General features: G+C 43.3%; 16 protein-coding genes. 7 read left to right on the top strand and 9 right to left on the bottom strand.

Annotated features, from left to right (window positions below; genetic code table 11):
- Positions 1-60 precede the first annotated feature (60 nt).
- The 7 genes from AC13DA_RS05770 (at position 61) to AC13DA_RS05740 (ending at position 9,460) form a co-directional block, all read left to right on the top strand.
- Complete coding sequence (locus AC13DA_RS05770; protein ID WP_007145749.1) at positions 61-576, top strand: MarR family winged helix-turn-helix transcriptional regulator; 516 nt, start codon at positions 61-63, stop codon at positions 574-576.
- Complete coding sequence (locus AC13DA_RS05765) at positions 573-1,772, top strand: multidrug effflux MFS transporter (protein ID WP_284451752.1); 1,200 nt, start codon at positions 573-575, stop codon at positions 1,770-1,772. Before AC13DA_RS05770 ends, AC13DA_RS05765 begins: the two co-directional genes overlap by 4 nt.
- A gap of 64 nt (positions 1,773-1,836) precedes the next feature.
- Positions 1,837-3,204, top strand: a complete 1,368-nt coding sequence (locus AC13DA_RS05760; protein ID WP_284451753.1) for a TolC family protein — start codon at positions 1,837-1,839, stop codon at positions 3,202-3,204.
- On the top strand, positions 3,201-4,367 hold the full coding sequence (locus tag AC13DA_RS05755) for an efflux RND transporter periplasmic adaptor subunit (RefSeq protein ID WP_284451754.1): 1,167 nt from the start codon (positions 3,201-3,203) through the stop codon (positions 4,365-4,367). Before AC13DA_RS05760 ends, AC13DA_RS05755 begins: the two co-directional genes overlap by 4 nt.
- On the top strand, positions 4,367-7,495 hold the full coding sequence (locus AC13DA_RS05750; RefSeq protein WP_284451755.1) for an efflux RND transporter permease subunit: 3,129 nt from the start codon (positions 4,367-4,369) through the stop codon (positions 7,493-7,495). Before AC13DA_RS05755 ends, AC13DA_RS05750 begins: the two co-directional genes overlap by 1 nt.
- Before the next feature lie 2 nt (positions 7,496-7,497).
- A complete protein-coding gene (locus AC13DA_RS05745; RefSeq protein ID WP_273182267.1) occupies positions 7,498-8,169 on the top strand; it encodes a response regulator transcription factor in 672 nt (223 codons plus the stop codon).
- On the top strand, positions 8,159-9,460 hold the full coding sequence (locus tag AC13DA_RS05740; RefSeq protein ID WP_284451756.1) for a sensor histidine kinase: 1,302 nt from the start codon (positions 8,159-8,161) through the stop codon (positions 9,458-9,460). The genes AC13DA_RS05745 and AC13DA_RS05740 overlap by 11 nt, the downstream gene beginning before the upstream one ends.
- Here the strand turns inward: AC13DA_RS05740 and AC13DA_RS05735 are convergent.
- The 9 genes from AC13DA_RS05735 to pnp all read right to left on the bottom strand — a co-directional run bounded on the left by AC13DA_RS05735 (position 9,429) and on the right by pnp (position 20,513).
- Positions 9,429-11,351: a sensor histidine kinase gene (locus AC13DA_RS05735; RefSeq protein ID WP_284451757.1), complete on the bottom strand. Its 1,923-nt coding sequence runs from the start codon at positions 11,349-11,351 to the stop codon at positions 9,429-9,431. The two genes, AC13DA_RS05740 and AC13DA_RS05735, sit on opposite strands and share 32 nt — an antisense overlap.
- A complete protein-coding gene (locus AC13DA_RS05730) occupies positions 11,330-13,543 on the bottom strand; it encodes a bifunctional diguanylate cyclase/phosphodiesterase (RefSeq protein WP_284451758.1) in 2,214 nt (737 codons plus the stop codon). Before AC13DA_RS05730 ends, AC13DA_RS05735 begins: the two co-directional genes overlap by 22 nt.
- A gap of 149 nt (positions 13,544-13,692) precedes the next feature.
- Positions 13,693-14,463 (bottom strand): ATP-binding protein, encoded by a 771-nt coding sequence (locus AC13DA_RS05725; protein ID WP_284451759.1) that lies wholly within the window; start codon positions 14,461-14,463, stop codon positions 13,693-13,695.
- Between the two features lie 48 nt (positions 14,464-14,511).
- Positions 14,512-15,735 carry a PepSY-associated TM helix domain-containing protein gene (locus AC13DA_RS05720; RefSeq protein WP_284451760.1) on the bottom strand — a complete coding sequence of 408 codons (1,224 nt, stop codon included), beginning with the start codon at positions 15,733-15,735 and terminating at the stop codon, positions 14,512-14,514.
- Between the two features lie 37 nt (positions 15,736-15,772).
- Positions 15,773-16,585 (bottom strand): energy transducer TonB, encoded by an 813-nt coding sequence (locus tag AC13DA_RS05715; RefSeq protein WP_284451761.1) that lies wholly within the window; start codon positions 16,583-16,585, stop codon positions 15,773-15,775.
- Entirely contained in the window at positions 16,582-17,010 is a 429-nt protein-coding gene (locus AC13DA_RS05710; protein ID WP_273182281.1) for an ExbD/TolR family protein, read from the bottom strand. The genes AC13DA_RS05715 and AC13DA_RS05710 overlap by 4 nt, the downstream gene beginning before the upstream one ends.
- Positions 17,010-17,402, bottom strand: a complete 393-nt coding sequence (locus tag AC13DA_RS05705; protein ID WP_007145763.1) for an ExbD/TolR family protein — start codon at positions 17,400-17,402, stop codon at positions 17,010-17,012. Before AC13DA_RS05705 ends, AC13DA_RS05710 begins: the two co-directional genes overlap by 1 nt.
- The gene (locus AC13DA_RS05700) at positions 17,392-18,228 is read right to left on the bottom strand and encodes a MotA/TolQ/ExbB proton channel family protein (RefSeq protein WP_007145764.1); all 837 of its coding nucleotides are present in this window, start codon (positions 18,226-18,228) and stop codon (positions 17,392-17,394) included. Before AC13DA_RS05700 ends, AC13DA_RS05705 begins: the two co-directional genes overlap by 11 nt.
- A gap of 185 nt (positions 18,229-18,413) precedes the next feature.
- The gene (pnp, locus tag AC13DA_RS05695) at positions 18,414-20,513 is read right to left on the bottom strand and encodes a polyribonucleotide nucleotidyltransferase (protein WP_284451762.1); all 2,100 of its coding nucleotides are present in this window, start codon (positions 20,511-20,513) and stop codon (positions 18,414-18,416) included.
- Positions 20,514-20,570: the final 57 nt, after the last annotated feature.

Here is a 20,570-nt window from a genome sequence, read left to right as displayed (position 1 = left end):
TAACTTAACGTTAACTATCTCTATGTTAAGATAAATAAATTTCAGTTAATCAGGTAAGTCATGTCGCCACAAAATATGGATGATTTGGATGTCATCATGCAGCAATGGAAACACGTGGGTCTAGAGACCGATGCAGATGCCATCAAAGTCGTCGGCCGAATTTTGCGCATAGCAAAGACTATTGAACAGCAACTGGCCGAGCTACACCGGACCTTTGATCTCAAGCCGGGTGAGTTTGATGTACTCGCCACGTTAAAACGTGAAAACAAATGCTATTTGACCCCATCAGAGCTTTACCAGAGCATGCTGCTCACCTCTGGTGCCATGACAAGCCGGCTGGACAGACTGGAACAGAAAATGCTCATTCAGCGCAAACATTGTCAGCAGGATCGTCGAAAAGTGTTGGTCTCTTTAACCAGCAGTGGTAAAAAGCTTATCAACACGGCCTATCCAGCTCACTTTGTATTACTTGAAAAGCTCCTTTCTTCGATAGAAAACAAAGATAAAGCCTTACTAGCGAACTTACTCAAGTCGACACTTGCCTCTATTGACTCATCAACCATTGATACCTTATGAACCAAACGACAACGCCAACGAAGGCACTTATTTTATTACTGGCAGCGTTGACCGCGCTGACGCCGTTAGCGATTGATGCCTACTTACCAGCCATCCCTCAAATGGCTAACGATTTAATCACCAGTATTCATGACACCGAAATATCCTTGAGCCTCTACTTGGCTGGTTTTGCACTAGGTCAGATATTGGGTGGACCATTCTCCGATCATTTTGGCCGACGCACAGCAACGGGCAGTGGTTTGACGATTTTCTGTCTAGGTACGATTGGCATTATTTTCAGCCAGGATATCCACAGTGTTTGGGGCTTTAGAGTTATTCAAGCCATTGGCGGAGGCGTTGCCGTTGTCAATGCTGCCGCTGTTATTCGAGATTTAAGTCATGGCAAAGACAGTGCCAGACACCTTTCCAACATGGCTGTCATCATGATGCTTGCACCTTTATTGGCGCCACTTATCGGCATGCTGATCCTGCATATCAGTGGCTGGCGGCTTATCTTTGTTTTCTTACTTGTCTATGGTTTAACTATCGGCATAGCACTGTTTTTTCGACTGCCAGAAACCCGTAAAAAGACAACCGAACGCACTAGTATGCTCAAGCGCTATGGCATGGTATTGAGTCATCGCTGTGCTCTGGGCTTTATTTTTTCTCAATGCTTTGCCCTCGCAGGAATGTTTGCCTTTATTACAGGCTCACCTTCCGTGTACATGGGATATTTTGAAATCAGCGAAACCATCTATCCGTTTCTATTTGGTTTGAATGTGATCGGTATGATGCTGGCGAACCGCCTCAATATTCGTTTGTTGCACTATTACAAACCCCATTTTTTATTAAGTTTAGGGCAAGCCGCACAAATTCTGACCAGCTTAATTTTATTAAGCTATGTCAGTGTCATCGCACAGCCTCAACTCTGGTTTGTGGTGAGTTTATTGATTTTATTTATTGCTGCAATGGGATTGATTGTCTCAAATGCCACGTCTGGGACGGTGGAGTTTTTCCCCCACAACAGTGCAACGGCAACCGCATTGTTGGGCTCCATTGGCTTTGCTGCCGGTGCGCTCAGCGGTTCGCTGGTTGGTTTACTCGGCGATGGGACACCGTGGCCGATGGTTCTCATCATGTTTATCTGTTCCTTACTAGGTCCCATCCTCAGGACATTACTGCAATACGGCCAACAACAGCCGCAAACGCAGCCGTAATTTTTAACCCCGTCTTAACTGACAGCCATCTATGCTGTGCAGGTAAACGTTGATAGAGGTATTCATGAAGTTAGCTTGTGTCAGACAAAGCAAAGTAATCACACTGTTGAGTACTACATTGTTGCTATCAGCATGTATTTCCATGCCTGCGAGTCCTGATTACACACAACAAATTGAGCAACAACAAGCGCTGCCTGCCTGGTCACAATCTGCTGATGCTATTGCTGTTGTTTCGCTTAATAGTCTGATTGATTCAGAGCAGCTCAATCAGCTGGTAGAAACAGCTGTCGCTAACAATCCCACATTGCAGCAGACCTGGTTAACGCTACAAATTCGTCAAACACAGTTACAACAAACCGATGCGGCACGTAAACCACAAGTCAGTGCGGATGCCAGTGCCACCCGCAGTGAAAATGCTTCGGATAGCTTTACTAGTAATATTGATATCAGCTGGCAGGCTGACCTATGGGGTAAGTTAAAAAACAATAGTCAGGCAGCCAGTAAAGACGTTATAGAACAAGCCCTGCTTTATCAGGCGGCCCGAGATAGTTTGAGCGCCGAAGTAATGAAAGCCTGGTTAAATCTCACTGCTACGTCACATGCCATTGATATAGAACAGCAGCGCTTGAATACCCTAGAGCAAAATGAAACCTATATTCTGCAACGCTACAGAAATGGCATTGGTACGTTAGAAGATCTGGATAATGCTCGCAGTGCCAGTGCACAATCCAGGGCAAGTCTGGCTTCCTATCAAGAAGATTACCGTCAACAACAGCGTGACTTGAAGCAATTAGTGGGACTGAGCAATGCTCAGGACGTCGCTGCTCCGGAAAGCTACCCTCAAGTCAAACTGGCACTAGCTGACTTACCACAACAAACTCTGGCACGTCGGCCCGATTTACAAGCCGCTTATGCTGCAATAGAAGCCAATCAGTTACGAACCAAAGTAGCGTATAAACAACTACTGCCTAATTTGGATCTCGGCGCTGCAATCAAAGATGCGGCCTCTTCACCTCACCAGGCATTAATGACTTCACCTTTGTGGTCATTACTGGCGCAACTGACAGCCCCGATTTATCAAGGCGGAGAACTACGTGCTGCTGCCAAAGAAGCTGAGTTAAATGAAGCTTATAGCTACCAGAGCTACCGAGAAACACTATTAACCGCTATTAATGAAGTGGAACGATACCTGAGTCTGGAACAAAATCTGATGACTCGTCAGCAACATATTTCCGCTGCATTAAAAAGTGCCCAGAACAGTCTGAAACAATATCAAACAAGTTATCGAACCGGCCTAGTCGATATTCTGGATTTATTAACTGTTCAACAACAAACCTACAATCTGGAAGCCTCTCTGGACAACCTGATTTATCAACGTTTAATCAACCGCATTAATCTTGGCTTAGCACTGGGCCTGGGAACAGCATCATGAAACGCCACCTACCAAAAATCATTTTATTCTTTATTGCTTGCTGCATTTTGATTATCACTGTCGTGGTGGTAAAGCACCTGTCTGCAGCACAGGCCAATCGCCCTATTCCGACGAAAAAAGAGCAAGCACCGAGCCCGGATGTGTCTGTGATTAAAGTGGTAGCAGGTAGCTATGCATCTGAAGTCAAAGCCTACGGTGCGGCCAAACCGCACTTTGATATCTCTTTAACTGCGCAGGTGGCCGGACAGATTGATTCCATATCAGATCAGTTTGAAACCGGTAAACGGCTCAAAAAAAATACCATAATGGCAAGGCTGGAAAACAGTGAATATCAAGCTGCTGTTGAAAGTGCACGCCAGGCATTAAGTTCAGCTAAAGTCAGTTTACTTGAAGAGGAACGACAAGGTTTACAGGCTTTAAGTGAATGGAAATCATCGGGATTAGAAGGCGAACCTGATTCCGATTTAGTATTACGAAAACCCCAACTAGCTGCAGCAAAAGCAACGGTAAAACAGGCAGAGGCCAGCTTAAAAGCAGCTGAAAAAGATCTGTCTCAATCCGCTATAAAAGCGCCTTTTGATGCGTTAGTGATCAACCGTGCCGTATCCCCTGGCGGTTATGTACAAACAGGCTCTGAAGTGGCGACCTTATACAGTACTGATCGTGTTGAAATCAGTGTGGCGCTGTCCGCTCAAGAGTGGAATAACTTACCCAGCCTGGCAATACTCAACAGTGGGAAGTGGCCCGTTGAAGTTGAAAGTGTCGAAGATCATCATATATGGCAGGGACGTGTTTTAAGGGCTGAGCAAAATCTGAATGTCGAAACCCGCCAGCGCAGTCTCATTATTGCAGTAGATGAACCTCTGGATCTCGAACCCGCCCTATTCCCTGGTACCTTTGTCAGCGCCCATATCACAGGTAGAAATGTCGCTGGTGTCTGGAAACTGCCTAACAGCGCCTTAAGTCAACGCGGTGAAGTCTGGTATGTTTCTGCGGATAACACTCTGCAAAAATTCAGTGCCTCGCCATTATTTTCCAGCAGCGGTTATATCTATATACAACCACCTGAATCTTTAAATAATACGCCCGTTATGATCCTCGTTAGCCCCTTAAACAGCTATCTTGAAGGCATGGCTGTTAACCCGGTTGAGGTAGCGCTTTAATGATGAAAAAATCATTCTCAAGTGGGATTATAGGCTGGTTTGCCGCTAATCCGGTGGCCGCTAACTTACTCATGATTCTGGTCATTGTGCTGGGTGTGCTGGAGTCAGGTCAATTACGCAAAGAAGCCTTCCCAAGCCAGGATCCAAGCTCTTTAACTATCTCCGTATCGTATGACAGCGGTTCTGCCAAACAGTCAGAAGAAGGACTGGCGATAAAGATAGAAGAACAGCTTGAGGACGTGATTGGTATAAAACGTATTACCAGTACTTCGACCGGTACAGGCGTCACTGTCAATGTTGAGAAACAAAGTGAATATGACCTCGACACTTTATTACGTGATGTCAAAACCAAAGTTGATGCGATATCTACCTTTCCGGCTGATGCCAAAAAACCGGTTATTGAAAAAGCACAACGTGAAGAACACTCACTGTGGTTGCAGTTGTATGGAGATACCGACAGACATAGCCTGCAACAACTTGCTTACAATTTAAAAACTGACCTAATCGCCAATCCCAATATCAGCTCAGTCAATATTTCTGGTTGGCTGGATCCGATGATGGCCATAGAAATTGATGATGGCAAATTACAATCCTACGGCCTGTCTTTATCTGATGTAGAAGAAGCAATTAACGCCGGTTCATCCAATACCATGACGGCAGTATTACGCAATAAAACGGTTTACTTGCAGCTAAAAGCATCAGAGCAGGCTTATTTGAAGCAGGACTTTGCCTCTATCCCGCTACTCACACTGGCGAATGGTAACCAACTAATGTTGGGTGAAGTCGCCAAAATTAATGATACCTATGATGACAGTACTTCGGTCTTATCTCGCTTTCAAGGCCATGACAGTATTGCATTACAAGTCATCACCACCGGTCAGGATGACATCACCAATACGGTTAATGCTGCAAAAAAAGTAGCTGAGGAATGGCAGCAGGATGGAAAGCTGCCTGACAACGTTCAGCTCGAAGCCTGGTATGACCGTAGCGAATCCATTAAACAGCGTCTGGAATTATTGGTTAAAAATGCCTTTACCGGCATCGTTATGGTTTTCATTCTGCTTGCTTTGTTCCTGAACCTGACCGTCGCTTTCTGGGTTGCCATGGGACTGCCGTTCATCTTTTTCGGCACACTTTATTTTATGGGCGACAGCTTTATGGGGCTATCACTCAATGAATTCACTACCTTTGGCTTTTTGTTGGCGTTAGGTATTGTGGTTGATGATGCCGTCGTTGTGGGTGAATCGGTTTACGATGTCAGATCGAAAGAAGGCGATACCATTGAAAATACTATCAAAGGCACTATGATCGTTGCGATTCCTACTCTATTCGGTGTCTTCACTACAGTCGCTGCATTCTATGCCTTATCGCAACTCGAAGGTGGCTTGGGCAGGCTGTATTCACAATTTGCCGCCGTGGTCACAATCTGTCTGATTTTATCCATTATCGAATCAAAATTAATCCTGCCTGCGCATCTCGCCCATCTGAACACCCGGCGTCAAATCAGCGAGCGTGGATTGTTAAAAGTCTGGCATACCATTCAGCACACGATGGATAGTGGTCTGCAATGGTTTAATCAATCCTGTTACCGCCCAACAATTAATTTCGCATTAAACCAACGCTATGCGGTCACCGTTTTGTTTATTGCTTTATTTATTTTTGTGATGACTATGCCGATGACCGGCATGGTTAGACTGAGCTTTTTCCCTTCTATTCCAGGCGATACCGTCCGTGCTCAGCTCACGATGCAAAACGATGTGAGCTATGGCTTGACACATAATGACCTGGCTTTGATGGAAAAACTGGCTTATCAGACAGACAAAGCGTTAGGTGGTAACGATGATATTGCTAATCTGCAAATTTTGTCATCGAGTGATCAGGCAGGTACGGTCACGGTCGAACTAAAGTCTAGTGCACCTTATGACATTACTACATTCAGCCATCACTGGCGTCAGTTAGTCGGCATACCTGAAGGGGCAAAAACCGTCAGTGTCAGATCACGACATGGATCAGTGGAAGATCTTCGTATTGAATTACGTGCCAATGATGATCAGATTCTTGAATTAGCGGGTAACGATATTAAAAATACCTTGACGGCTATCCCTGCTATCAGTGGTATTGACGATAATCTTGAGCCGGGTCAGCCGCAATTACATTTGTCACTGAACCCTCAAGGCCGGGCATTGGGGATGACCACAAACGATTTGGCAGTACAAATATTACAGGGCTTTAGTGGTCAAGTCGTTCAACGCTATCAACGCAATAGTGATGAAATTGAAGTCAAGGTACGTTATCCGGAAGAACAACGTCAAAATGCCGCCGACGTACTCAACTCACGTGTCAGAACGCCGAATGGCGATGTCGTGCCATTATCCAGTGTGGCGAATGTCAGCTTCGGTTTTACCCGCGACTCAATCACCCGAATAGATAAAAAACGGGCGGTATATATTTCTGCGGATGTGAACAAAGATATCTTATCCACTACTGAACTGGTGTCACAGTTACAGACGAATATTGTGCCTAATTTAATGCGAAAATATCCGGGGCTGGATATTCACTTCGCCGGTGAAGCTGAAGAACAAGCTGAAACAGAGTCTTCGATGGTGCATGTCTCATTAATCGCCATCCTGATAATTTATATGCTGTTGGCGATTCCGTTGCGTTCCTACATTCAGCCGGTATTGATTATGACCGCTATTCCCTTCGGCATTGTCGGTGCAATACTGGGTCACTGGGTTAATGATCTGACCTTAGGTATTTTATCGTTGAATGGCATCATTGCTTTAAGTGGTGTGGTGGTCAACGACAGTCTACTGCTAGTCTCACGCTTCAATGATATTCGCCATGAATATGACGATATTAAACAAGCCATCAGCATCGCCTGCCGAAGTCGTTTACGCCCGGTATTGTTGACCTCTGTCACCACATTTGCCGGTCTGATGCCTTTATTAAGTGAAACCTCCCGGCAGGCCCAGTTTTTAATTCCGGCAGCAGTTTCTCTGGGCTACGGCATTATGTTTGCCACTATCATCACTTTGATTTTAATTCCAAGCTTATTACTGATTCAAAATGATGTTTTAGCCTTATTTAAACGAAAATCCATCACACACCGTGCTGAGGTAAATTAACCATGTTCCATGTGTTATTAATTGAAGATGACCTCGACCTGGCTGAAACGGTCATTGATTATCTCAGTTTAGAAAATATCGAATGTGATCATGCCAGTAATGGGATTGCTGGCTTACAGTTAAGTCAGGACAATCACTATGATGTATTGTTACTGGACTTAAATCTGCCCAGAATGGATGGTCTGACAGTGTGTGAGCGATTACGCGGACAAGGTTATGATATCCCTATTCTGATGCTGACAGCACGTGACCAAATCAGTGACAAAATTACCGGTTTTAACACTGGAACAGATGACTACTTGGTCAAACCGTTTGATCTGGATGAACTGGTTGTACGTATTCAGGCACTGGCACGTCGTCGTAGTGGTCAGGTGCAACGCTTGCAATGCGATGATTTAATCATGGATCTTCAGACAAAAACTGTCACTCGCCGAGGACTGAACTTAAAACTTTCACCAACCAGTTGGCAGTTATTAGAAGTCTTAATGCGTGCTTACCCCGATGTGGTAAGCAAACAAAAACTGGAAGCCGCTATCTGGGGCGATTCACCACCTGATAGCGACAGTCTCAAAGTACACATGTTTCATCTAAGAAAAGCCGTTGATGCGCCATTTGATAAAATTTTAATTCACACCATTTCCGGCCATGGGTTTGCACTAAGAAATGAAACTTAAACTCAGCCTCAAACTCTGGATCGCCCTGTCTTTTTTGATACTCGGAATAACCATTGTTACTGGTTACTCTATGCTCAGTATTCATTTCTTTTTCCGTGGCATGGATAGCATTATTTCAGCCAATATGGAGAACGCAGCGGAAGATTATCTTAGTGGCATAAAAGAGGGAAAGGCGAATCCAGGCAATGTTGATAATTACACTGTCACGCAAACTTGGGAAGCGCAGACCGAACAGATAAAAACCTACTTTAGAGAACCCAAACGGTTTGGTGTGTTACATAAGCAACGTAAACAGGCTGAACCTGGAAAACGTCCTTATTTAATGTATTTTCTGATCAAATTGAAAGTGGAAGGTCAGACTTATTTTGTCAGTCGTGCTTTTACCAGGGCGGATGCTTCTCCCTTAGTTGGTCAAAATGCCAGACAGAGTCGCCAGCTTATTATCAGCCTGAGTATGGGTATTACCCTGCTCCTCGCGCTGGTGACCTGGTTATTGATGAAACGTTTATCGCAGCCGGTCTCAAAACTCACAAAATGGACACATGAACTTCGCCCAGAAACACTAAAACAATCACCGCCTGATTTTGCCTATCCAGAGCTTAATGAGATGGCAGAGCTGATTAAGGGGTCTTTATCATCCGTCAATGAATCGATGGAGCGCGAACAAAAATTCTTACGCTTTACCAGTCATGAATTACGCACACCTATCAGTGTGATCAGAAATAATGTGGAATTAATGCATAAAATTCAGCAAAAACAGTCCAGCGCTTTACCCGATAAGCAGCAGGAAATTTTTGAACGAATTGAACGCGCCAGCCTGACGATGCAGAATCTGTGCGAAACATTATTGTGGCTAAATCGTGATGAGACTGACTCATTGGTCAAACAGCATTTTCGTCTGGATGAATTAATCGATAACTTAGTCGATGAATTACGTTATTTGCTCAAAAGCAAACCCGTTACTATCCAAGTTGAAACACAAGCATGTGAGTTGCATGAGTCTTCCGTGGCAGCAAGAATCATCATTGGCAACCTGATAAGAAATGCTTTTCAGCATACCTGGAATGGCCATGTCAGTATTCAACAGCATGGTGCGCAGATCAGCATTCGAAATCATTCCACTCAAGCCGATAAAGGTAATAGCAGCGAAGATCAGGGCTTTGGTTTAGGCCTGCAACTCACCGAACAACTTTGTCGTAAATTGCAGTGGCAGTATCAAAATCAAGTAAATAGTGACGGCCACACTGCGACGTTATCGATTATCCCGGCTCATTCAGCTGAACGGGAATAACCAGTATGAAGGACGTGCCTTTACCAGGCTGTGAGCTTACGCTAATTGAGCCGTGTAACAACTGTGTGATCCACTGGTGGCAAAGGTGTAATCCAAGGCCTGTGTGTCCTTCTCCCCTCGCGTTAGTTTCAAACGGATCAAAGATTTTTTTCAATCGATCCGCCTCAATACCGTTGCCATTATCAGAGATTGTTACCGTCACATGATCTAATGTTTCCTGAAAAACGTCTATCTGAACTTGCCCGCCAGCACGTCCAGCGAAACCATGTGCAATCGCATTATCAATCATGTTCTGGAATAACTGCGAAATAATGCCAGCGTAACTCTGTATCACTAGCTCTTCAGGCCCAGATATATCCACACGAATATCCAACCCCTTCAGTCTGGGTAAAGACGTTGTGGTGACATCTTTAATCACCAGCATTAAATCAAATTCTGTTGCCTCATCAGTATGTCGGTCAACCGCCAGACGTTTAAAACTGGTGACTAAATCAGTGGCTCTTCGTAGATTTTTTTGAGCAAGTTCAATCGTATCGGCCGTCTGTGTTAAATAATCCTGAAGATCACTTTTTCTCAACCCCTCAGTGACCGCTAAAGCTAGTTGTCTACGGGATGAATCAAGGCTCGATAATGTCAGTGAAGCACCGCCTAACGGCGTATTTAATTCATGAGCTAAACCTGCCACCATCATCCCCATTGAAGACAGCTTACGCAGTTCGACCATGGTGTCCTGCATTTGCTGTTGTTGTTCATAGGCGATCTTTAATTGTTGATTAGAGAGAGATAATGCCTCTTTCTCTATAGCCAGTTCTCTGAACAAGTCATACTGTTTTCGTCCATCGTGAAGAAAACGCCAAATCAAAAACAAGACAATCAGCAAAATCGATATAGCCGGACTAAAGACAATTAAAGCAACTTTTTGCTCGACATCATTTAATAAATCCGGTTCGGAGCTATCAATAAAAAACAGGCGGTGACGACTCTCGGCCGTATTATCACCAAGATCTATAACACTGTAACTGATCAGCCTGTTGTCTTTTATGAAGTTATGTAATGGCTGTTGCTTAAGTATAGTTCTGATGACATCAGCTTGTAGTAAGGTGTTTGTTCTGACGAGGTAGTCTGTATACGAACGAAAATCAAGCGAAGCATTAGGATGCATAATCCAATAACCTTTATTATCAATTATGCGTAATTTATTGCTTTGCCCCTGGTTGAGGGACTCAAGCATATCATTTAACACAAAATTGATGATTAATACCCCATCCTGTAAACCATCCTCCGGCGCAGTATGCATCACTGCCCGGATAGTTTTTTCCAGAGGCATGATGACATTACCATTTTCAATATTGGGGTTTATCGCTGAAATAAATACGTCATCTCCCCGAAGTTTCATCCCTGCCTGAAAATAGCCACGTTTAGATTTATCTTGTAATTGTTTTTGCTCAACAACGATGATGTTATCGCCATTGATATTGACTCGGACTTTTTCCATCCCATGCTTATCCAGCCACCTCACCTGACTGATATAAGATGAAACGTTTGAGAAATCAGTAAACACCTTTTCTATTGAAGAAAAATCCGGCGGCTGGCCAAACGGCAATGATTGTTCAAACTGTTGATTGTAACGAAGCAGACGAATTAACTGTTGGATATGTCCCAGTTCTCTTGAAAAAGTATTCATAGCATTATCGAGCCGATTTTGCTGTGCTTCAAAATACGGCTGATAATTTGATTCAAGTATTTGAAGATAAATGTGATAACTGAGAAAGCTGATAACAAAGAAAATGGGCAGATAGAGAATAACCAGGCTTTGCCATACATTTCTGAATATTAAAGGCAGATGAAATCCCTCGGGTTCAGAGGCTGTCACTGGTGTTTTAGTGCCCACCCAACCGCCTCGTCAATAGGCATCGGTCGGGCATAAAAATAGCCCTGCCCTAAAGTACATCCAAGTTCAATCAGCTTATCCCTTTGCAGTGTGGTTTCGACACCTTCAGCAATCACTTTGAGTCCAAACCGTGTCGCAACCCGTATGATCATATCTACCACATGTTCAGACGATTCTCTTTCACCAAGATACTGCACGAACGATTTATCGATTTTTAAGGTAGTTGCAGCGAGTTCTGTCACATGTGATAAAGAAGAGAAACCAGTACCAAAGTCATCAATACTCACATCCATTCCAAGAGCAATGAGCTTTCTCAATGTTGCTGATACCTGCTCATAATCAATCATGGCTAAGGTTTCAGTTATTTCCATATCGACCTGATGCGGCGAAATAGCTTCTGCCTCAAGTAATGACAGAATAGTAGAGGAAAAATCACTGAGTAATAATTCATGGCAGGAGACATTAAAAGAAATAGGTACACTTATCCCAGCAGCCTGTAATTGTTTGATGGCCGCACAGCATTGCAATAATATGGCTTTATCTAACTGCTCCACTAAGCCTGATGCTTCAGCAATAGGGATAAAAATATCTGGCGGTATCATTTCACCATCTGATTTAAACCAGCGTGCCAGTGCCTCAAAACCAATCAATCTCCCGCTCACCATATCGACTTTGGGTTGAAGGTAGGCGTGTATTTCATTTTTTGTCAGACCAATATTGAAATCATTCAACATTTCCAAATGCTTAGAAAACATGGCTTCGTTGTCTAAGGAAACGTGGTGAAAATGGCTGCTACTGACGGCTCTGAGACGATATAGGTGACTTTCCATTTGTCCAAGTAAACGCTCGGGACTTCGGTTCAATGATGGATCTAACTGAGCTGAAACGGCTTTCGCAATAATCTTATGCTCACGACGCTGGATCTGGTTTTTCTTACCTAATATCTCATCAAATCTTGAAGCAGATAGCACATGTGACTTATCCAATAAAATTGCAAATGCGTCCCGACTGATGATGGCTATCGCTTGTATTCCTTCAACTTGTGATAACTCGTCGTGCACTGTCTTTAATAATTGAATGGCAAACTTCTCTCCAAAAGTCACCGTAATATCACTGAATCTATCAATCGAAATTAAAACAATTTGTGCCTGCTCAACCCAATACTCATCAGCAACCAGTTGTTGACAAAACCAGTTCCGATTATATATCCCGGTTTGCCAATGTTTGAATGCCAGTTCGTTTAAATATTCTGTGAGTGCAATATTGGCAAAACCATTGTAGATATTCTCGCCAAAGACCTTTAGTAAGTGAATATCTGACTCAGTTAATGCTGTGGCGGACTTGACGACAATTAGATAATAAACCGGATTAGGCTGTTTAAATGAAAAATACAATAACGAATAGCGTCCTACAAACATGTGCTGTTTTTGCTGTATCGTTTTTTTTATTCTTTTTAACAGGATTTCATTTTCCAGAATAGTAATTGATTGACCTACATAAGGTTGATATTGGCCTGTTGCCGCTAAAACGGCGGAGCCTTTTTCTAAATCAAGCGACTCCGTCATTTTCAAACTCATAATACCGCCGTCGGTGATCCCGATAATCCGGTCGATTTCTTCAAGCACAGTTTGCGAAAAATGGGGTAAGTCGTTCTGTCTTGAAATGGCTTGTGAAGCAGTGACGACTCTTTCTAATCCCTGACGGGCACTTTTTAACTCGTTCATGCGACGCCAGGTTTTCAGATTACCGTTCATCACATTGAATAAGTGCTCTTCACCCAAATCGGTTTTAGACCAGTAATCGTCAATATCATACTGCTCCATCACATCACGATTGGGGGCAACTCCGGGCTGCCCGGTTAGTAAAATAATTCGAATAATAGGATTATTGAGCGTACTGCGGATGTAATCAACTAAGCGTAAGCCAGCATCATCCGATTCCATAACAACATCGAGGAGTATCAAATTAATATCTGGACGCTTTTCCAGGATAAGTCGAGCCTCTTTTGCTGAAGAGGCTGTGAGGACTTCCATGGTATGCCCTTGTACAATCATTCTTGATAAGGCATTGACTAATGATTGTTGAAAAGTGTCATTATCCTCTACACTGAGGACTAACCAACGCGGCTTTTTCGACGTTGAGGAAATAGTATTCTCGGCGTCAAACTCGAAAAAAGAATTGTCTCGATTCATTTCGATAATCCTTTATGAAATTACAGCCACGCTACTCTATATCAATGGATAAAAGTAAGTATCTAGATGCTAGACATCATCATTCATTGTTTAATTTCATTTAGCCAAACAGATGATCAATAATCAACCAAGCATTCGTGTGGTTATAGCTAAAACTGAGCACGATAATATTGATAAAACTGTTTTGCCGTTCTACCACTGTGGCTCCCCCTTCCCATCGCGTAAAGGCGGGCAGCCTCATGTAATTGACTCTTATCAGTACTGATATCGGCAAATAATTTTTCAACTATAGCAAAATAATTTTCCCAGTTAGCTGGGTAGAAAGATAAGGTCAGTCCGAACCTATCCGATAGGGCTAATTTGTCTTCCAGGCTATCTGCATAATGCACTTCACCATCGACTAATCCACTTAGCTGATTTTCAGACTGCTTTTCTGGCAATAGATGACGTCGGTTTGATGTAGCATAAAGTCTGACATGTTCAGGGGGCAGTTCCAATCCACCTTCTAGTAAGGTTTTTAATGGTTTATAACTGGATTCACCGGCTTCAAACGATAGATCATCACAAAAAATGATAAAGCGGAATTGCTCACTTTCTTCTTCCAACTCATCAAGGATTTCAGGCAGAAAACTCAGATCATCTTTATCAATTTGAATGATACGTAAGCCTTGAGGTGCCATTTCATTCAGGAGCGCCTTAATCAGAGAAGATTTACCTGTACCTCTCGCTCCCCATAACAAGGCATGATTGCTGGTTTTGCCTTCCAGAAAATGCTGTGTGTTTTCAATAATAGCTTGTTTTTGTCTATCGATTCCCTGCAGTTCATCCATTCGAACAGTGTCAAGACGAACCACCGGCTTTAACTTTTGACTCCGGCTTCGCCAAATGGCGGCATAAACCTGATGCCAATCAATACGCATAATATCTCCTTCATTTATTCAAATGAAGCTAGCATAGCATTATCTATGTTAGTGGAGAGAAGAAGACATACTCAGCGCTTGATTGATTCGGGTAGAGACTCTGGCACGGCGTTTTTTTGCCCAGATAATAATACCGGTGACGCTGAAAATCGCTATCATCAGTCCCATAATAGAAACCATCACTCTCCCTGGTAGACCTATGATGCGGCCAGAGTGTAATGGGAATTGGGCTTGAATAAAAATATCTCCGGCAGTTCCTTGTCCCGGCAATTTACCACCAAGGTATTCACCACTTTTACCATCAAAATACAGCCATGGATTACCTAAACCACCATCGCCATGATCATTCTCTGCTCTATAAAAACCAACCCCGTAAACATCGTAGTGAGATGCATAAAAAATACCGCCGGCTGGATCTGTAATCCCCATTTTATCGGCCTGCTCACGCGCAAGGGGTAAAATTTGTTCGCGTGTCAGTTCAGCATTCACCGGCTCATCCAATGCTGTGGGTGTACGCTGATCAAATGGTGTTGGTGTCAGTTCAGAAAAAACAGATATCACTGGTCGCATCACTTCGTTATTCAGATTCATCGAAATCGATGTTACAGCCAATATCAATACAAATCCCCAGAGCCAAACGCCTCCAGAACGGTGCAAATCAAAGTTTAATTTGTAACCGCCTTTTTTCCAGCGAAACCGGAATGACTTTTTCCAACTTTTGGCTTTTGGGAAGCTAATCCATAATGCAATAAAGCTATCTATCGTCCAGACAATAGCAATAATTCCCATAAAGAGAATACCTAGCTCTATACCAAAACCATCTGGAATATGCATGCTGTAATGTAGCTTGTATAAAAAAGGAAGAATATTCTCGCGGCTCAGTGATATCTGGCCCCACATTCTGGTTGCCTGTACTTCTGACGTCGCAGGATCAATCGCAACTTGATTGAAATCAACAGGTGCTGCCTTACCTGTTTCAGGTAAAGGTCTCGGCATCACTGTCATCAATAAACTATGATCAGCTTCAATATTGAGTGGCATAAAGCTGACCATTAACTGTGGGTTTTCCGCTTCGAATTTATTTGCAAGTGCTAACGGACTCACCAAATCGTTATCTAGGCTTTGTGTTTTTGCTTTATAAAGCTGAGGGTTTAACCACTCATCGACCTCATGATCCCATGAAATGATTGCCCCGGTCAGTCCAGCAATAAACAGAAAAACTGCCGTAGCCAGACCAAACCAGCGGTGAGCGACGACCCAGATTGAACGCATATTAACCACCATTAGCAATTATCAAATCAATATCAGCTTATGAATTTAACTGGAAAGCAATAGGCACATTAACTTCGAGCTGAGACTGCGTCATATCATCAGGAAAGGATGGCAGTGGCTGTGCTTTTTTTAACATGCTAATTACAGCTTCATCCAAACGTGCTGAACCTGAACTTTTTGTAATACGAAACTCCAGCACCTTGCCGGTACGATCGACAATAAAAAAGAGTTTAACAATCCCTTCTTCACCACGACGCCTGGATGCCATAGGGTAGCGCTTATGCTTAGCAAGCGTAGCAGCGAGTTCACTGTAATACGATTTCTGTGCAGCAATTTGACCACCACTCAATTGAGTACTAGCTTGGCCGGTAGTCTTTTTCTGTGATGTTTGTTTATTATCACTTGTGCTTGTTGTGCTACTGGCTACAGTGTGCTGTTTAACTGGCTTAACCGGCTCTACTTCTTTCTCAATCACCTCTTCAACCACTTTTTGTGGTTTAGGCTTCGGTTGTGCTTTTACTTTTGTCTCTGTTTTTTGTTTTGCTTCCACTTTTTTCGGCTCAATCACCGGCTCAGGCTCAACAATAGGTTCAGGTTCCACTACGGGCTGAGGTTCAGGTTCTGGCTCTTTCTGTGGCTCCGGCTCTGGTTCGGTTTCAGTCGATTGTTCTTCCGTTTTCTCTACTTCACCAAGATCACCCAGCATACCGAGATCAATTTCTACTCCCTGCAATCCCTCAAGTTCAGCGCCATCATCTTCTTCAGCATGATAAGTAAAGAAAGCAAAGCCTGCGGCGTGAATAGCAACCGCTATAAACAGCGCAAATATCCAATAACGATGTCTTGTCATGACACTTCCGCTTGTTTTTGTGTGGCTAGTGAAACACGTTTAATACCTGACTGTTTGATAATCGATAATACGTGCTGTAAGCGTTCGACAGGCAAACTGCCATCCACTTTGACTAAAATACGAAACTTGTCTTTATCTGCTGCAGCCTCAAATTGCTTGTTGATAGCGGGTAATAATGCATTATCGTCCACAATGTCCTGCTCAATTGCTACTTGACCATTGTCAGATACCACAATAACCAGAGGCTGCTCTATCTGCTTTGTCTCACTAGACGATAAAGGCGGTTGGACTTTAATTGGATCGGATTGACTGATATGGCCTGCTACCATAAAAAAGATAAGCATTAAAAAAACAATATTTATCAGTGGTACCAGACTATCATCCTGATCTGGTTTTTTATGTTGAATGGTTTGCCCGACTTTCATCAGTTCACTCCAGCCAGACTGACTGATTTGGCACCAGCTTGTTTAAATGCATCCAGTAAATCAATCATTGTTTGCGTTTCAATACCTGATTTCACATCAATGACATACACGGCTTCAGGATCCTGTTTAACGACTGTCATAACAGAATCCATATCTTTAAGAGATAAGGTCATATTGCCGATTTTATATTTGCCGTCGTTAGATATCAGCGTTACCACACGCTGATCACGTGATTCAGACTGTGATTCACTCGGGGCCGATACGTCAATTTGGCGCCACTGAATAAAGGTGGACGAGAGCATAAAAAATAATAGCAGAATGAACACAACATCAATCAGTGGTGTCAGGCTAATCGCTCTTTTATGTCTTGGCTGTTCAGTATTAAGCAGCATGGCGCATGGTTTTATTATCTGCAGAAACAGGCTGAGCACGTTCAACAGTAAAGATTTGTGTGACGGTGTCGTTCATTAATGCAGCGACACGTTCAACCTTACGTTCCATCCAGTTATGTACAGTCACCACAGGAATAGCGACAGCAAGACCGACAGCAGTGGTCAACAATGCCTGCCAGATACCACCTGATAACACAGAAGGATCAACCTGATTTCCCGCTGCTTCCATTTGCTGAAAAGCTACGATCATTCCTAGTACAGTACCTAACAAACCTAATAATGGACTTAATGTGGCAATCACTTCCAATGGTCGTAAATACGCACGTAATTGATTGAGACGAAGCGTTGCAACACGATCCAGCTCTTCTTTTAACGTGGCCAAATCCATTTTATGTTGTGTTAAACCACGAATAGAGATTAAGACTAACTCATCTACCGGACGTTTTGGATTGAGTCTCACCATGGCTTCAGCCGCATCACCTTTTTGCCAGTCACGAATCACAGACTTGAGGTGTTTTGCAGACTCTGGACGCGTAGACATAAACTGCCAAAGTTTGATTAACACAATCGCTAAAGCGATAACCGAAAATCCCGTTAGAATCCAGACAACCGGACCGCCAACATGCATGAATTCAGCAAATTGAGACATAAGCGCATCAGGTTGCTGCTGAGTTAATGTACTGACATCCGTACCATTCAATGCATCAGTTATCCCTGTAGTAACTGCACTTGGATCAGCATTGGCAGCAGAATCTACATTCGTTGCTGTGTCTGCACTATTGCCAATATTCTCTGCTGCACTTACTGCGTCATTTTCTTGAGCCATAAATCCTCCTTATCAATTTATCAATGATAATCGTTATCATTTAGCTTATCAAGAGGAACTCTTTCCTATTTATATAAGGTCTGCTCAGGTCTGTGATTGTCTGAATGGTGATAAAAATTTATATTTATTTTGATAAAAAAAAGCCCCGCATTGCGGGGCTTTTTCAGAACACATTAAAGAAAAATTTATTCTTCTTCTTTTGTTTCTTCATTAACCGCTTTCATACTTAAACGAATACGGCCTTGGCGATCAACTTCCAGAACTTTCACCTGGATTAAATCCCCTTCAGAGAGTTTATCCGACACATTTTCAACTCGTTCTTCAGAAATTTGAGAAATGTGTACCAGACCATCTTTACCAGGCAGAATGGTGACAAACGCACCAAAGTCCATTAATTTAGCGACGCGACCTTCATAGATCTTGCCAACTTCAACTTCAGCGGTAATATCTTCTACTCGGCGTAATGCCTGTTGTCCGGCATTGTAATCAGAAGAGAAGATCATCACGGTACCGTCGTCCTGGATATCGATTGTAGCGCCTGTTTCTTCGGTAATTGCACGGATAGTAGCACCACCTTTACCAATAACATCGCGAATTTTATCTGCATTGATTTTAATGGTGATGATGCGAGGTGCAAACTCAGACATTTCAGTACGATGTGAAGAAATGACCGCATTCATTTTTGTCAGGATATGCATACGACCATCACGTGCCTGTGCTAATGCAGTGCGCATGATTTCTTCATTGATACCTTCGATCTTGATATCCATTTGCAGCGCTGTAACACCTTTTTCAGTACCAGCCACTTTAAAGTCCATATCGCCCAAGTGATCTTCATCACCCAAGATATCTGTCAGAACAGCATAACCATTTTCTTCTTTGATTAACCCCATCGCGATACCAGCAACAGGCGCTTTGATAGGTACACCAGCATCCATCAATGCCAAGCTAGTACCACAAACAGAGGCCATTGAGCTTGAACCGTTTGATTCAGTGATTTCAGAGACCACACGAACCACATAGGGGAACTCAGCTGCAGTTGGCATAACCGCTTGCACGCCACGTTTCGCCAATTTACCGTGACCAATTTCACGACGTTTTGGCGAACCCACCATACCGGTTTCACCTACACAGTAAGGAGGAAAGTTGTAATGCAACATAAAGCGATCACGGTATTCACCTTCAACCGCATCAATCGTTTGAGCATCACGCTCTGCACCTAATGTCGCGATGACAATAGCCTGCGTTTCACCACGAGTGAATAATGCAGAACCATGAACACGTGGAACCAGGCCTGTTTCGACAAAGATAGGACGAACGCTGGCAGTATCACGTCCATCAATACGTGGTTCACCAGCAATAATTCTGCCGCGAACTAATTCTTTTTCAAGCTTGGAGAAAACACCTTTCACCTCTTCATCATCATATTCAGACTCATCAGAGACCAGTGCTTCAACAGCCGCGTTTCTAACTTTGCTCAGTTCATCCAGACGAGCCAGTTTGTCGCTAATCGCATATGCCGCTTGAATACCAGCATAGGCTTGTTCTTTAACCATGTTGTACAAGGTTTCGTCTTTCTCTGGTGCCGTCCAGTCCCATGCAGGTTTGCCTGCTTCAGCTTGCAATGCTTTAATCAAGTCCATCGCTGTTTGCATTTGCTGATGACCGAACATAACCGAACCCAGCATCACTTCTTCAGGCAGTTCAGAGGCTTCAGATTCAACCATTAATACGGCTGACTCAGTACCCGCAACAACCAAATCCAACGCGCTGTTATCAAGTTGTGATTTATTTGGATTTAAAACATAAGCGCCATCAATATAACCTACGCGCGCAGCACCTAATGGACCGTTAAATGGGATACCAGAAATAGCTAAGGCAGCAGATGCACCAATCATTGCAGGAATATCAGGATCAATTTCTGGATCCAGACCAATCACTGTGGCTACGACCTGAACTTCATTGATAAAGCCATTTGGGAATAATGGGCGAAGAGGACGGTCAATCAGACGTGAAGTCAGTGTTTCTTTTTCTGTTGGACGTCCTTCACGTTTGAAAAAGCCACCAGGGATTTTACCAGCTGAATAAGCACGTTCTTGATAATTAACTGTTAATGGAAAAAAGTCCTGGCCTGGTTTAACCTCTTTTTTACCGACAACGGTGACTAAAACTGCTGTTTCACCAAGACTTGCGATAACTGCACCACCCGCTTGGCGTGCAATTTTCCCCGTTTCTAAACTTAATGTGTGCTGGCCGTATTGAACTGTCTTTTTTACTGAGTTCACTCTTTTTTCCTTCTCTTCTCTGTTGTCAGTTATGGACCCGTTCCACAACTGATATGA

This window comes from Methylophaga sp. F-2, assembly GCF_056859315.1.
Note: the sequence above shows the minus strand (reverse complement) of the source record. Positions and strands in the feature narration are given on the sequence as shown.